Source organism: Olleya sp. Hel_I_94, from assembly GCF_007827365.1.
GTDB lineage: Bacteria > Bacteroidota > Bacteroidia > Flavobacteriales > Flavobacteriaceae > Olleya.
In genome coordinates this window covers 2195009-2210526 of the sequence record NZ_VISI01000002.1, presented here as the reverse complement: position 1 = coordinate 2210526, position 15518 = coordinate 2195009, and the positions used below count along the sequence as shown (strand labels likewise).

General features: G+C 31.9%; 17 protein-coding genes. All 17 read left to right on the top strand.

Features of this window, described 5'->3' with window-relative positions; genetic code table 11:
• The first annotated feature begins 4 nt into the window (after positions 1 to 4).
• The 17 genes from JM82_RS13165 (at position 5) to JM82_RS13085 (ending at position 15494) form a co-directional block, all read left to right on the top strand.
• Positions 5 to 694 (top strand): hypothetical protein, encoded by a 690-nt coding sequence (locus JM82_RS13165; protein WP_145004819.1) that lies wholly within the window; start codon positions 5 to 7, stop codon positions 692 to 694.
• Between the two features lie 53 nt (positions 695 to 747).
• A complete protein-coding gene (locus tag JM82_RS13160) occupies positions 748 to 2226 on the top strand; it encodes a DUF5687 family protein (protein WP_145004816.1) in 1479 nt (492 codons plus the stop codon).
• Positions 2227 to 2247: 21 nt separating this feature from the next.
• Positions 2248 to 2958, top strand: coding sequence for an ABC transporter ATP-binding protein (locus tag JM82_RS13155; protein ID WP_099568480.1), 711 nt, complete (start codon positions 2248 to 2250; stop codon positions 2956 to 2958).
• A 146-nt stretch (positions 2959 to 3104) separates the two neighbouring features.
• Complete coding sequence (locus tag JM82_RS13150) at positions 3105 to 5651, top strand: tetratricopeptide repeat protein (RefSeq protein ID WP_261375405.1); 2547 nt, start codon at positions 3105 to 3107, stop codon at positions 5649 to 5651.
• A gap of 11 nt (positions 5652 to 5662) precedes the next feature.
• A complete protein-coding gene (locus tag JM82_RS13145; protein WP_145004814.1) occupies positions 5663 to 6049 on the top strand; it encodes a polymer-forming cytoskeletal protein in 387 nt (128 codons plus the stop codon).
• Complete coding sequence (locus JM82_RS13140; protein WP_145004811.1) at positions 6018 to 6260, top strand: AtpZ/AtpI family protein; 243 nt, start codon at positions 6018 to 6020, stop codon at positions 6258 to 6260. Before JM82_RS13145 ends, JM82_RS13140 begins: the two co-directional genes overlap by 32 nt.
• Positions 6253 to 6624 carry a DUF6168 family protein gene (locus tag JM82_RS13135; RefSeq protein ID WP_145004808.1) on the top strand — a complete coding sequence of 124 codons (372 nt, stop codon included), beginning with the start codon at positions 6253 to 6255 and terminating at the stop codon, positions 6622 to 6624. Before JM82_RS13140 ends, JM82_RS13135 begins: the two co-directional genes overlap by 8 nt.
• 135 nt (positions 6625 to 6759) lie before the next feature.
• Positions 6760 to 7875 carry a F0F1 ATP synthase subunit A gene (gene atpB / locus JM82_RS13130; protein ID WP_145004805.1) on the top strand — a complete coding sequence of 372 codons (1116 nt, stop codon included), beginning with the start codon at positions 6760 to 6762 and terminating at the stop codon, positions 7873 to 7875.
• A gap of 40 nt (positions 7876 to 7915) precedes the next feature.
• The gene (gene atpE / locus JM82_RS13125) at positions 7916 to 8104 is read left to right on the top strand and encodes an ATP synthase F0 subunit C (RefSeq protein ID WP_090837241.1); all 189 of its coding nucleotides are present in this window, start codon (positions 7916 to 7918) and stop codon (positions 8102 to 8104) included.
• Between the two features lie 92 nt (positions 8105 to 8196).
• On the top strand, positions 8197 to 8697 hold the full coding sequence (locus JM82_RS13120) for a F0F1 ATP synthase subunit B (protein WP_145004803.1): 501 nt from the start codon (positions 8197 to 8199) through the stop codon (positions 8695 to 8697).
• A gap of 9 nt (positions 8698 to 8706) precedes the next feature.
• Positions 8707 to 9243 carry an ATP synthase F1 subunit delta gene (gene atpH / locus JM82_RS13115; protein WP_145004800.1) on the top strand — a complete coding sequence of 179 codons (537 nt, stop codon included), beginning with the start codon at positions 8707 to 8709 and terminating at the stop codon, positions 9241 to 9243.
• Between the two features lie 42 nt (positions 9244 to 9285).
• The gene (gene atpA / locus JM82_RS13110) at positions 9286 to 10866 is read left to right on the top strand and encodes a F0F1 ATP synthase subunit alpha (protein WP_145004797.1); all 1581 of its coding nucleotides are present in this window, start codon (positions 9286 to 9288) and stop codon (positions 10864 to 10866) included.
• 104 nt (positions 10867 to 10970) lie between these two features.
• The gene (atpG, locus tag JM82_RS13105) at positions 10971 to 11831 is read left to right on the top strand and encodes an ATP synthase F1 subunit gamma (protein WP_145004794.1); all 861 of its coding nucleotides are present in this window, start codon (positions 10971 to 10973) and stop codon (positions 11829 to 11831) included.
• A gap of 116 nt (positions 11832 to 11947) precedes the next feature.
• A complete protein-coding gene (locus JM82_RS13100; RefSeq protein WP_145004791.1) occupies positions 11948 to 12421 on the top strand; it encodes a hypothetical protein in 474 nt (157 codons plus the stop codon).
• Positions 12422 to 12485: 64 nt separating this feature from the next.
• Positions 12486 to 13913, top strand: a complete 1428-nt coding sequence (locus tag JM82_RS13095) for an oligosaccharide flippase family protein (RefSeq protein WP_145004788.1) — start codon at positions 12486 to 12488, stop codon at positions 13911 to 13913.
• Positions 13914 to 13954: 41 nt separating this feature from the next.
• Positions 13955 to 14389, top strand: coding sequence for a dUTP diphosphatase (dut, locus tag JM82_RS13090; RefSeq protein WP_145004786.1), 435 nt, complete (start codon positions 13955 to 13957; stop codon positions 14387 to 14389).
• A gap of 85 nt (positions 14390 to 14474) precedes the next feature.
• Complete coding sequence (locus tag JM82_RS13085) at positions 14475 to 15494, top strand: sugar phosphate nucleotidyltransferase (protein ID WP_145004783.1); 1020 nt, start codon at positions 14475 to 14477, stop codon at positions 15492 to 15494.
• Positions 15495 to 15518 lie beyond the last annotated feature (24 nt).

Here is a 15518-nt window from a genome sequence, read left to right as displayed (position 1 = left end):
TAGTATGAAATTAACTCAACCTCAAATACAAAACCTATACGCCTTTACAAGACAACATTACGTTGAGCATTATGATTTACAAACCGAATTAGTAGATCACTTAGCAAACGACATTGAGTCTGTATGGCAAACAGAAACCAACTTATCTTTTGAAGAAGCAAGAGACCAAGCCTTCAAAAAATTTGGAGTATTTGGCTTTATGGACGTGTTAGAACGTCGTCAAAAAGCTATGAATAAACGCTATCTAAGGTATTTATGGACAGAGTTAAAACAGTGGTTTACGTTTCCTAAATTAATAACTACACTAGCTTTATTTTTTGGTATTTATTTAGGGTTGTCTACAATTTTTGCAAAATCGTTTTTAATTGGTCTTTTTGTAATAATATGTGTTTTTACAATCTACAAAAGCATACAACTAAAAAGACAATTTAAACAGCGTAAAGCGCTGTCCAATAAAAAATGGATGTTAGAAGAAATAATATTTAAACAAGCAGGAGCTTCAGCAATAATTTTACTCACTCAGCTGCCACAATGGTATAATTTTTCTGGTAATATTTTTAGTTACCCTTACATTGTTTTGGGCTTATCTATTTTTTCGACACTATTTTGTCTTTGGATGTATATTAGTTTTGAGGTTATACCAAACAAAGCAGAACAACTTTTAAATGAAACCTATCCAGAATTTTGTTTGTAACATTTTTGCACATTTGTATACTTATCTATTAAACCAACCAAACAATAACAACTATGATTAGTAAATTTTTAAGCTTAGAATGGAAGTCATTTATTCGCTCGGCAAGCTTTGGTAAAAGCTTAGCAATAAAGATTGTCATGGGCTTTTTTGCTTTATATTTTATTTTAGTGTTTTTAGCATTAGGCTTTGGATTATATCCAATTTTAGAGAAAACTTTTCCGGATCAAGACCCTTTTATAGTGGTTAACGGATTTATCTTTTTTTGGTTTTTAGGCGATTTATTATTGCGTTTTTTTCTTCAAAAATTACCAGTAATGAGTGTCAAACCTTTGCTAACCATACCCATTAAAAGAAGTAGTATTGTGCATTTCGTTTTAGGAAAATCTGCAGTGTCCTTTTTTAATTTTTTACCTCTTTTTGCCATAATACCTTTTAGTATTATCCTTATTACTAAGGATTATCAACTAGCAACCGTAATGACTTGGGCTGCTGCTATGATTTTACTAACCTTAATAAATAATTTTTTAAATTTTATTATTGAAAGTTTTTCTGCAGAAACAGAACTTTCATTTCTACCTATAATCATATTTGCTGGTACGCTATTTGGACTTAACTATTTTAATATTATTAATGTTTCTGGAGCTTTGTCTACAGCTATGTTAGCTATAGTTAACAATCCATTATTACTGCTAATTTTGATTGTAATTTTAATTGGTTTATACCTGTTTAATCATAAAATATTAATTAAAAAATTATACTTAGACCATTCACTTAAAACAAAAATTAAAGAAGTAACCACTTCAGATTTAGGATGGACTAAACGATTTGGTGATAGTGCACCTTTTATGCAATTAGATTTAAAATTAATTTGGAGAAACAAACGTCCAAAGTCTGCAGTTTTTATGTTGGTATTTGGATTATTATATGGTTTGTTTTTTTATCCACAACCAATGTACAGAGACATGCCTATTATGTATGGTTTTATTGGTGTATTTGTAACTGGTATTTTCTTAATTAATTTTGGACAATTTATTCCAGCTTGGGATAGTGGATATTACAAAATGTTAATGAGCCAAAACATCAAGTATGAGCAGTATTTAAAATCTAAATACACCTTAATGGTACTTAGTGTTATTATCATGTTTGTGCTAAGTATTCCATATGTATATTTTGGTTGGAAAATTTTAGTTGCGCATTTTGCAGCAGCAGTGTATAATATAGGTGTTAATACTTATGTTATAATGCTTGGTGGATCTTTTAATCGAAAAAAAATAGACTTAAATCAACGTGCAGCTTTTAACTTTCAAGGTACAGGAGCAGTACAATGGTTAATTGGTATCCCATTGTTACTTTTACCATTGGCTATTTTTGGGATATTATCTCATTTTGTTAGTTTTTATTCAGGTATTTCGGCGTTAATACTACTAGGAGTTATCGGAATTATTTTTCATCAAAAAATCATGCGCTTTATTACCAGTAAGTACTTAGACTCTAAGTATGAAATGATAAAAGCATTTAACCAAGACAATTAATATTTACAAAACTTTTTAACTATGATAACAACAACAAATCTTTCAAAAAAATATAGCGGAAACGAAGTTTTAAATATTTCTAATTTAGACATACCTAAAGGTCAAAGCTTTGGTCTTGTGGGTAATAATGGTGCAGGAAAAACAACGTACTTTAGTTTGTTATTGGATTTAATAAAACCTACTACTGGTTATATTAAAACTAATGGAATATTAGTTAACGAAAGCGAAGATTGGAAACCCTTTACGTCTGCTTTTATTGACGAAAGCTTTTTAATTGGCTATTTAACACCTGAAGAATATTTTTATTTTATTGGTGATTTACGTGGACAAAATAAACAAGACGTAGACAATTTAGTGTCACAGTTTGAAGACTTTTTTCATGGCGAAATTTTGGGTCAAAAAAAATATCTTAGAGATTTAAGTAAAGGAAATCAGAAAAAAGCAGGTATTGTCGCTGCATTAATTGGTAATCCTGAGGTAATTATTTTGGATGAGCCTTTTGCTAATTTAGATCCAACAACACAAATTAGATTAAAGCAAATTATTAAGGATTTAGCAGAAAAAAAAGGAGTTACTGTTTTAGTGTCTAGTCACGATTTAATGCACGTCACAGATGTATGCGAGCGTATTGTGGTCTTAGATAAAGGTCATGTTATTAAAGATATACAAACTAGCGAAGCAACTTTAAAGGAGTTGGAAGCGCATTTTTCTGGTACAGTAAATCCAGTGTAATATGCTGTTGGATGACTAAAACATCTAAGTTTCAGTTCATTTTTTGGCAAAAAGTAAAAAAGATGCTTATTTTTACGCACCTGTCAATAATTATAAATAATAATTATGGCATTAATTAGTTATGTATTACACTAAATACAACCGCATTGAAGATAGCATTAAAAATTTGTATAGTTTCTGGTTTGATCTTAGCAACAATTACTAGTTGTTCAAGAAAAAAAAACAGTTTTATAAATCGTAATTTTCATGCAGTTACTGCGGAGTATAACGCTTTGTTTAATGGTTACGAGGCTTTAAAACTAGGACAAAACAGTCTTAACGAAGGTTATAAAGACAATTATTGGGACATCTTACCTGTCGAGCGTATGCAAGTTAGTGATGAGATTGTTTTACCAGGACAATCAAAAAACGAAAGTTTTACTAAAGCAGAAGAAAAAGCAGTAAAAGCCATCCAAAAACATGGGATGAATATTCAAGGTAAAGAGTATAACCCTCAAATTGATGAAGCCTATTTATTGTTAGGAGAAGCTAGATATTTTGATCAACGCTTTGTGCCAGCTCTAGAAGCCTTTAACTACATCCTTTACAAATATCCTGCTTCAGATAAAATAAACATTGCAAAGGTTTGGCGAGAAAAAACTAACATGCGTTTGGATAATGACGAGTTAGCCATTAAAAATCTAAAACGTCTAATAGAACAAGAAGAGTTAGAAGGTCAAGAACTAGCGGATGCGACGTCCATTTTAGCACAAGCCTACATCAATACTAAAGCTTTAGATAGTGCTTTAACGCAAATTAAAATTGCAGCTAAAGCAACTAAAAATAATGACGAAAAAGGACGTTTTGGTTTTATAACAGGACAACTATACAACGTACTTACTTACAAGGATAGTGCAAATATTGCATTTGACGAGGTTATAGATTTAAACCGAAAAATTCCACGTCGTTACTTAATGGCTGCACATGTTGAGAAAGCTAAAAACTTTGATTACGATAAAGGCGATAAAATTGCATTTTTAAAGTACCTAACCAAATTAGAAAAAGACCGAGAAAATCGTCCGTACCTAGATAAGATATATCACCAAATTGGCGAGTTTCATTTAACTAATAAATCGGATTCTTTAGCAGTAGTATATTACAATAAATCACTAAGAGAAAAATCTACAGATAAAATTTTAACAGCCAAAAACTACGAAACTCTAGGCGATTTTTATTTTGATAGAAATAACTATAAAGTAGCAGGAGCTTATTTTGATAGTACAATGACTAGTATGGTTGAAAACAGTAAACCTTACAGAACCATTAAGCGTAAACGCGAAAACTTAGATGATGTTATTTATTATGAAGGCGTAGCCGAAGTTAATGATAGCATACTTAAACTAGTTAGCATGTCTGATGCAGATCGTGTTACATTTTTTACAGACTACACCAACAAGCTTAAGATAGAAGCTGAAAAAGAAAAAGAACGTTTAGAAATCGAAGCTAGAAAAAAAGGATTAGCAACAACAAATACGCCAACAAATAATGTCACTAAGCCAAGAGGTGGATTACCAGGTGTTGGTAGTAATTTTTATTTTTATAACCAAAGCACAGTTGCTTATGGTAAAAACGAATTTACGCGTATTTGGGGAGACCGTAAAAATCAAGACGATTGGAGATGGTCATCTGCAAGCGGAAACGCAATTGGCAATCAATCCAATTCTGATATAGCAGCAGTTTTAGAGCAAGATCAAGAGTTTTTAGATCCGCAATTTTATATAGCGCAAATCCCTACAGCACAAAAAGAACTTGATAGTTTAAAAAAGGATCGTAATTATGCCTATTATCAGTTAGGTCTGATTTATAAAGAAAAATTTAAGGAATATAATTTGTCTAAAAGCAAGTTTTTAAACCTGTTAGCTAGTAATCCTGAACAAAAATTAATTTTACCTTCTAAATATAACTTATATAAAATATATGAGATTTTAGGCGAAAACGACGAAGCACAAATCACCAAAACAGATATTATAGCCAACTATTCAAGTTCTAGATATGCCGAGATTTTGAAAAACCCAGAATTAGCAGCAACTAGAGATAAAAGTAGTCCGGAAAGTCTATATGAAGCAACCTATAAATTACTAGAAGAACAAGATTATGCTCAGGTCATTGAAAAGTCAAATAAATATATTAAGTTTTTTGATGGCGAGCCAATAGTAGCAAAATTTGCACTTTTAAAAGCAACAGCAAATGGTAGGTTAAATGGATATCAAGCCTACGTAGATGGACTTAATGACGTAGCATTAGCTTATGCAAACATGCCAGAGGCTATTAAAGCGGAAGCTATAGTTAACAGCTTAAAATCTGTAAGTGATAAAACGTTTAAACCAAATACGGAGTCTACGTCCTTTAAAGTATTGTTCCAATTTGAAAAAAACAATACTGAAGCGATAACTGCATTTAAAAAATTATTAGACGAGGTAACACCTAAGGTGCAATATTATAATTTGTCAACATCTGTAGATGTTTATAATCCCGAAACTTCATTTGTAGTGGTTCATGGTTTAAAAAGCGTAGATGGAGCAAAAGGGTTTGCAGAGATTTTAAAAGCAGAAGATAAATATAAAATAGATAGACCTTATTTTGGAATTTCTTCTGACAATTATAAAATACTTCAAATACATAAAAATCTAAATCAATATTTAGAAAATCAATAATTTCCCTAAAAATGAAAAAAAAGCAACAAGAGCAATTTTCTATTCAAAATATAATAGCAAAAGGCACTAAAATAGTAGGAGACTTTTTTAGCGAAGGCGACCTACGTGTGGATGGGTTAATCGAAGGTAATGTAGAGGCGTCTGGTAAAGTAGTTATTGGTAAAGAAGGCGAAATAAAAGGAACTCTTAAATGTAGTAATGCCTATTTTGAAGGTAAACTAGTAGGTGCTTTAGAGTTAACCGAAACCTTAACCTTAAAGTCCACTGCACATATAGAAGGTGAAGTAGTCACACAAAAACTGGCTGTAGAGCCTGGAGCAACTTTTAATGTATCGTGTGTTATGAAAACGACTGTAAAAGATATAAATGGCGGATCAAAAACAAAAAAAACAGCTTAATCCATATATTAGGTTTACATCTATTGCCATACAAATGGGTTTAACCATTTGGTTAGGTAGCCAATTAGGTAATTGGTTGGATAGCAAATATGGTGATGGTAGTCAATTATATTTTAAAATAATTACATTACTATCTGTGTTTATAGCAATGTACGCTGTAATCAAGCAAGTTGTTAAAATAACTAACGATCAAAAGACTAAAAATGAATAAACGCATACTATATGTAGTTGTTATAATATTAGTATTATTAGCAGTTGCCTATAACCTTCAAAATTTTCTAACAGAAGATAATCTACCTTACTCGTTACAAAAACTATATTTATTTCATGGTATTGCAGTATTGATAGTATACCTAGGTATAGAACTTATTTACGATAAAATGCCCAATCAAATAGGTGCAGCATACCTAACAATGATGTTTTTAAAAATAGGAATTTTCATACTATTGTTTAAATCCACGATATTTACTGAGCAAGATTTAGCGATACAACATCGCTTAGGATTATTAATTCCATTTTTTTTATTTTTAATAGTAGAGGCTGTTTGTATAGCAAAATTATTAAAAAGTAAGTAAGTACCTGAAATAAAGAATAATAGTGGTTATTAAAACCTTAAAAAAAATCTAATTAAAAAAAGCGTTTACCTTTTTAAATTATTACTTACATTTGCACAAAATTTACAGACCATAAATTTATTAGTTACAAAAAGTATGATGTTGGCAAAAAAATCTATCAATTTTATAGCGATATTAGTTCTGACTTTATTTTCCGTGTCCTCTTATGGAAGCGATGATAAGCAAGAACCAGGAAATCCGGTGAATACTGCTCAAGAAATTAAAGAGTATATCGCACATCACTTAAAGGATTCTCATGATTTTCATTTGTTTACACATAATGAGTCTGGAACGCACTACAGTTTTCCGTTGCCAGTAATCGTATGGACAAGTAATGGTTTAAAGACGTTTATGTCTTCAGCATTTCATCATGATGATAGTGGAAGCGTAATCGTAGAAAAAGGAGATACACGTTTAGTAAAGCTACATAGTAAAATTTACGAGTTAGATAATGGCGCAACAACAGTAGCTTTTGATGATGCACACCATCCAACAAATGCACATAAAGTTATAGATTTTTCAATTACAAAATCTGTTTTTGGAATGTTATTAACAGGAGTGTTAATGTTATTAGCTTTTACAGCGTTAGCAAGAGGTTATAAAAAAGGACACGCTGTACCAAAAGGATTTAGTAGAGTTTTAGAGCCTTTAGTAATATATGTAAGAGACGATATTGCTAAACCAAATATTGGAGAGAAAAAGTACCGCAAGTTTATGGGCTTTTTATTAACTGTATTTTTCTTTATCTGGATCTTAAACTTATTAGGATTAACGCCAATTGGGTTTAATGTTACAGGTCAGATTGCAGTAACAGCTTGTCTAGCAATTTTTACAGCAGTTATATATTTATTTAGTGGAAGTAAAGACTTTTGGAAACACACCTTATGGATGCCAGGAGTGCCAGTTATTTTACGTCCAATATTAGCAGTAATAGAGTTAATAGGTTTTGTGTTAATTAAACCTTTCTCGTTATTAGTGCGTTTATTTGCAAACATGACAGCAGGTCACTTTGTGGTAATGAGCTTAATAGCATTAATGATAACAATGAAAGAATCATTTGGAGCAGTTGGATCAACAGGGATGTCTTTAGTGTTAGCTTTATTTATTTCGGTTATTGAAATTTTAGTAGCCTTTTTACAAGCGTTTATTTTCACGATGTTATCATCGTTATTTATAGGAATGGCAGTCGAAGAACACGACGATCATCACTAACAAGAATTTGTTTAATTAATATTTATAAAACCAAATTAGTATGTACAATTTAATTGGAGCAGGATTAATCGTAATCGGTGGAGGAATCGGATTAGGTCAAATTGGAGGAAAAGCAATGGAAGGTATTGCTCGTCAACCAGAAGCAGCTGGAAAAATCCAAACTGCGATGATCATCATCGGAGCCTTATTAGAAGGTTTAGCATTCGGTGCGTTAATCTTAGGAGCATAATCCTAAAACAAAAAGAAACAGCTTTCTGCAACGGTTGGTTGCAGGAACTGTTTTAAATTAAACAAACAAAGAATTACAGTAATCTATATAGTATGGAAACTTTATTAAATGACTTTTCGGTAGGTTTATTCATTATGCAAGGTGTTATCTTAATAATACTAATTGTATTAATGAGAAAATTTGCATGGAAACCTATTTTAGACGCTTTACAAACTCGTGAAGACGGTATACAAAATGCATTAGACTCAGCTGAAAATGCTAAGCTAGAAATGCAAAATCTTCAAGCAGATAACGAGAAGTTATTAAAAGAAGCACGTGCAGAGCGTGAGTCTATGCTTAAAGAAGCAAGAGAGTTGAAAAACAAAATGATCGAAGACGCTAAAACGGAAGCTCAAGCTCAAGCAAACAATATGATTGCTCAAGCACAAGCAGCTATTGAAAGCGAAAAGAAATCAGCTATGGCAGAATTAAAAAATCACGTAGCAGGATTATCTTTAGACATTGCAGAAAAAGTAGTACGTCAAGAATTATCTAACAAAGACAAACAATTAGAGTTAGTTGAGTCTATGTTAAATGATGCTAAATTAAACTAAGTTTAAGTTATGGCAGGAGAAAGAGCAGCAATACGTTACGCAAAAGCAGTTTTAAGCTTAGCTACAGATAATAATACAACAGACGTTGTAAACAATGACATGGAGCTAATTAATAATACAGTAGCGCAAAGTAAAGATTTAAAAGATATGCTTTACAGTCCTGTAATTAGTTCTAGCATTAAAAAATCTGCATTATTAGAAGTTTTTAAAGGTATTAATCCAGCAACGGTAAACCTTATAGATACTCTAATTACAAACAAACGTACAGATTTATTACCAGAAGTAGCTTCAAAGTTTATAACTTTATTCGAGCAACAAAAAGGTAGTCAAATTGCTACAGTTACAACAGCAATTCCTTTAACAGAAGCTTTAGAAGCTAAAGTTTTAGCAAAAGTTAAAGAACTTACAGGTAAAGATGCAGCAATAAAAAATATAGTAGATGAAAGCATTTTAGGTGGTTTCATTTTACGTGTTGGAGATACGCAGTATAATGCTAGTATCGCTAACCAATTAAGCAAGTTAAAAAGAGAATTTACAATAAACTAAGACTTACCCTGAGTTTGTCGAAGGGTCTAAATATCAATAAAGATGGCAGAAGTAAAACCAGCTGAAGTATCAGCAATCTTAAAACAACAACTTTCAGGTTTTGAAGCTAGCGCTTCATTAGACGAAGTTGGAACAGTATTAACAGTAGGTGATGGTATTGTACGTGCTTACGGATTAGCTAACGCACAATATGGTGAGTTAGTAGAATTCGATGGTGGTTTAGAAGGTATCGTACTTAACCTTGAAGAAGATAATGTAGGTATTGTACTTTTAGGAACTTCAGTAGGAGTTAGAGAAGGATCTACAGTAAAACGTACTAACCGTATTGCTTCTATTAAAGTAGGAGAAGGTATTGTTGGACGTGTCGTAGATACACTTGGTAACCCAATTGATGGTAAAGGACCAATCACTGGAACAACTTATGAGATGCCTTTAGAGCGTAAAGCACCTGGAGTTATCTACAGAGAGCCAGTAACTGAGCCATTACAAACAGGTATTAAAGCAATTGATGCTATGATCCCAGTTGGTAGAGGTCAACGTGAGTTAGTAATTGGTGACAGACAAACAGGTAAGACTGCAGTTTGTATTGATGCTATCTTAAACCAAAAAGAATTTTTTGATGCAGGTGAGCCTGTATATTGTATATATGTTGCAGTTGGACAAAAAGCGTCAACAGTGGCACTTATTGCTAAAACTTTAGAAGAAAAAGGAGCTTTAGCTTATACTACAATAGTTGCTGCAAATGCATCAGATCCTGCTGCAATGCAAGTTTATGCACCTTTTACGGGAGCTTCTATTGGAGAGTATTTTAGAGATACTGGTAGACCAGCTTTAATTGTATTTGATGATTTATCAAAACAAGCTGTTGCTTACCGTGAGGTATCTTTATTATTACGTCGTCCACCAGGACGTGAGGCGTATCCTGGAGATGTATTTTACTTACACTCAAGATTATTAGAGCGTTCTGCAAAAGTTATTAATAATGACGCGATTGCTAAAGAGATGAATGATTTACCAGAATCATTAAAACCAATCGTAAAAGGTGGTGGATCTTTAACTGCATTACCAATTATTGAAACACAAGCAGGTGACGTATCAGCATATATCCCAACTAACGTAATTTCTATTACAGATGGACAAATCTTCTTAGATGGAGATTTATTTAACTCTGGTGTACGTCCAGCAATTAACGTAGGTATTTCTGTATCTCGTGTTGGAGGTAATGCACAGATTAAATCAATGAAAAAGGTATCAGGTACTTTAAAGTTAGATCAAGCACAATATCGTGAGCTTGAGGCATTTGCTAAGTTTGGTTCAGATTTAGATGCAGTAACTTTAAACGTAATTGAAAAAGGTAAACGTAACGTAGAGATCTTAAAGCAAGGTCAAAACGATCCATTTACTGTTGAGGATCAAGTAGCAATCATTTATGCTGGATCTAAAAACTTATTAAAAGACGTACCTGTAAATAAAATTAAAGAATTTGAAAGAGATTATCTTGAATTCTTAAATGCTAAGCACAGAGGTGTTTTAGATACTTTAAAAGCAGGTAAATTAACTGACGAGGTTACAGATACACTTATCGCTGTATGTAAAGACCTTTCAGCTAAATATAGAGCATAACAATTATAAATTTATAGTTATAGATTAGTCGTCTATAACTATAAATTTGAATTATTAAACTAATGTCACTCGGAGCGTGTCGAAGAGTCTTTATAATATAAAGAATGGCTAATCTAAAAGAAATACGTAATAGAATATCTTCAGTATCTTCAACGATGCAGATTACTAGTGCCATGAAAATGGTATCTGCTGCTAAGTTAAAGAAAGCTCAAGATGCTATTACTGCTATGCGTCCTTATTCAGATAAGTTAACTGAACTTTTACAAAGTTTAAGTGCAACTTTAGATGAAGATGCTGGAAGTAAATTTGCAGAACAACGCGAGATTAATAACGTTTTAATCGTATCTATAACTTCTAATAGAGGTTTATGTGGTGCTTTTAATTCTAACATTATCAAGCAAACACAACACTTGATTTCTAATGTCTATGCAGGTAAAAAAGTATCTGTCTTAGCTATCGGAAAAAAAGCGAATGATGCATTTGCTAAAAAAGGAATTGTAATTGGTAACCAAAGTGCCATTTATGACGACTTAACCTTTAACAGTGTTGCAGATATTGCAGAAATGTTAATGGATAAATTTACTAAAGGCGAATTTGATAAAATCGAAATCGTTTATAATAAATTTAAAAATGCAGCAACACAAGAAGTAATGACGGAACAGTTTTTACCAATTGTGCCGATAGAAGGTGAAGCAGATAACAATTCTGATTATATCTTTGAACCATCTAAACTAGAAATAGTTGAAGAACTTATACCTAAGTCTTTAAAAACGCAGTTATATAAAGGAATTAGAGATAGTTTTGCTTCAGAGCATGGTGCACGTATGACTGCTATGCATAAAGCAACAGACAACGCAACAGAGTTAAGAGATCAACTTAAGTTGACATATAACAAAGCGCGTCAAGCAGCAATTACTAACGAGATTTTAGAGATTGTTGGTGGTGCAGAAGCATTAAATAACTAATACAATTTTTCTACTTTAGTAGAATATTTGATACATTAAAACCTTATTCAAATTGGATAAGGTTTTTTTTATGGAATAGCTTTTGATTAATTACCTTTATACAAATTCCTACAATTATGAAATTTATACAGTATTTAAGCCTTTCGATAGTATCAAGTTTTTTATTTATGCAATGCTCTAGCGCACAAAAACTTCAAAAGGAAGCAGCTTTTCAAACAGATAAAGCCTACTATCAAAAATGGGTAGCAGGTCTTAAGGATGGTGGTTCTGGTATAAATGTGTTTATTCCTATAGACTCTAATTCTAAAAATTTAAAATTAGATAGTTTATATTTTAGAGGACATATAGTAACCTTACAAACTAAACCTAATTTTCCTGATTTATACATTGGACGTATAACAACTAATGCCAATCAGCCAAAAGATTATAGTGTAGATACATCAGATATTCCTTTTGACTTAAAGGATAACGAAGCAGTAGTTAGTTATACAGAAAATGGTACAACTAAGTACTTAAAGATTGAGAATCTAGTCGAAAAACAAATGGAGCAATACCCAAGTGCACCACCAAGAAATCTGAATAAACAATAATAAAGCTTAAACCTTATTTTTGTTAACTTCACACGGACTCTTATAATTCAAATTGTAATATACCTTGAGCGTACTAAAAAAGTTTTTTAAAGACACTATAATTTATGGTTTAGCAACTGTATTACCTCGTCTTATGAATTTTGTTTTAGTGCCTCTTCACACAGGTAATTTAAAAACCACAAGCTTTTCTGATAACACAACCTTTTATATTTACGCTTCATTTTTTAATGTGTTGCTTACCTATGGAATGGAAACAGCTTTTTTTAGGTTTTTTACAAAATCTAAAGAAAAGGACAAGATATTTTCTACTACGTTTATCAGTTTAGTTGTTACTACTTTTTTGTTTTTAATAGCGATGCTACTTTATAGTCAACAACTATCTAGTATGTTTGGCATTTCTCAAAAATACTTTAATTTATTAATTGGTGTCATTGTGTTAGACACATTGGTAGTGGCTCCTTTTGCGTATTTACGGGCAACAGGACGACCAATTAAATTTGCAGCAATTAAAATTAGTAACATATTAATTTATGTTTTGCTTAATTATTTTTTCCTTTGGTGCATTCCAAAATTTAATATGTCTTTTTCTTGGTATGATACTTCGGATTTAGTCCAATATATTTTTATCGCAAATTTGGCAGCAAGTGCAGTAACATTATTATTGTTGTTACCTTACTTTTTCAAAACCAAGTTATACTTTAGTAAGACCATTTTTAAACAATTAATTAATTATGGTTGGCCAATTATGATTGCTGGTTTAGCATATGTTATTAATGAGAATTTTGATAAATGGATCATTCCTAGTTTATTAGACAAAGACATTAATGGTGCTTACAGTGGTTGTTACAAAATAGCAATGTTCATGACTATTTTTATACAAGCCTTTAGGTTAGGTGCAGAGCCTTTTTTCTTTTCTCATGCAAAAGAAAAAAATGCAAAACAGACCTACGCTTTAATCATGAAGTATTTTGTAATAGCAGGTAGCTTAATGTTTGTCTTTATAATTGCATATTTAGATATTTTTAAAGCCTTGTTAGTTACAGATTCTAGCTATTGGCAAGCCATACAAATCGTACCAATAGTATTATTAGCTAATTTATGTTTAGGTATTTATTTTAACTTAGCTATTTGGTACAAACTTACGGACAAAACCAGATATGGTATGTACTTATCTATTGTTGGTGCAATTGTTACAATTAGTTTAAATATTACTTTAATACCTAAATTTGGTTTTATAGCAGCAGCTTGGACAACTTTGGTAGCTTACGGGATTATGATGATATTGTCTTATTTGTTGGGACAAAAACATTATCCGGTACCTTATAATTTAAAGCAAATTTTAGGCTATTTATTTATAGCTGTAGCGCTATCTATTGTAGCATTAAGTACAAAAGCCAACTATTATATTAATACTATTATAGTTTTAGTATTTTTGGGTTTAATAGTTCTTTTTGAAAAGAAAGAAATAAAACGTTTATTAAAAAGAAATTAAATTAACCTGAAACTCAGGTTAAACAGAAGCAAATAAACAATATGCAAATTAAAATAATTAATAAATCCAATCATGCATTACCACACTATGAAACCATAGCGTCTGCAGGAATGGATTTAAGAGCCAATATTACTGAAGCAATACAATTGCAGCCTTTACAACGTACTATCGTTAAAACAGGCTTGTTTATAGAATTGCCTATAGGATTAGAAGCTCAAGTTAGACCTAGAAGTGGTCTTGCAGCAAAAAACGGAGTAACTGTATTAAATGCACCAGGAACAATTGATGCTGATTACAGAGGAGAAATTGGTGTTATTTTAGTAAACCTTTCCAACGAAGATTTTATAATCCAGAATGGCGAGCGTATAGCACAATTAGTTATTGCAAAACATGAACGTGCAGAATGGGTAGAAGTACAAACACTTTCTGAAACCGATAGAGGTGAAGGTGGATTTGGTAGTACAGGCACAAAATAAAAGTACTGTAAGCCAAAAATTTAATTTAAAATAAAATATTAGTTTAACTATAACAAGATTCCTGCTTAGGTAGGCATTTAATAACATGAAAATAATAGTTCCTATGGCAGGACGAGGTTCTCGTCTAAGACCACACAGTTTAACAGTACCAAAACCTTTAATTCCAGTAGCAGGACAACCAATAGTCCATAGATTGGTTAAGGATATTGCTAAAGTTTTAAATCAACCTATTACAGAGATTGCTTTTGTTTTAGGCGATCCAGCTTGGTTTGGTGACGACGTGGTATCTAGCCTAAAGGATTTAGCAAAAAGCTTAGGTGCTAAAGCATCTATTTATAGACAAGACCAACCTTTAGGAACAGGTCACGCTATAATGTGTGCTAAGGACTCATTATCTGGTCCAGCGGTAATTGCATATGCAGACACGTTAATTAGGGCAGATTTTAATTTGGATCCAGAAGCAGACGCTGTAATTTGGGCTAAGCAAGTAGATCAACCGGAAGCTTATGGTGTTGTTAAGCTAAACGATAACAACGAAATTATTGAGCTTGTTGAAAAACCAGAACAGTTTGTTAGCGATTTAGCTGTTATTGGTATCTATTATTTTAAAGAAGTAAGCCAACTTAAAAAGCAACTTCAAACTGTTTTAGACAACAATATTATACATGGTGGAGAATACCAAATTAATGATGGTATTAAAGGGATGATGTCTGAAGGCAAAGTATTTAAAACAGGTGTTGTTAGCGAGTGGATGGACTGCGGAAATAAAGCCATTACCTTAGAAACTAATCAACGCATGTTAGGCTTTTTAAAAGCAGATGGAGAAGAACAGTTAGTGTCAGACACGGTTAAAACCGAAAATGCAACCATTATTGAACCGTGTTACATTGGCGAGAATGTAATGCTTAAAAACACAACAATTGGACCATACGTTTCGGTTGGAAACAACTGTGTTATTGAAGACTCAACCGTTAAAAATAGTCTAATACAAAACCATACGTCTATTAAAAATGCTAATTTAGACGAAGCTATGATTGGTAACCATGTTAAGTTTGATGGAAAATTCACCAAAATTAGTATAGGAGATTATTCTGTATTAGAATAAATTTTAAAGCAAAGCGAAGCTTCA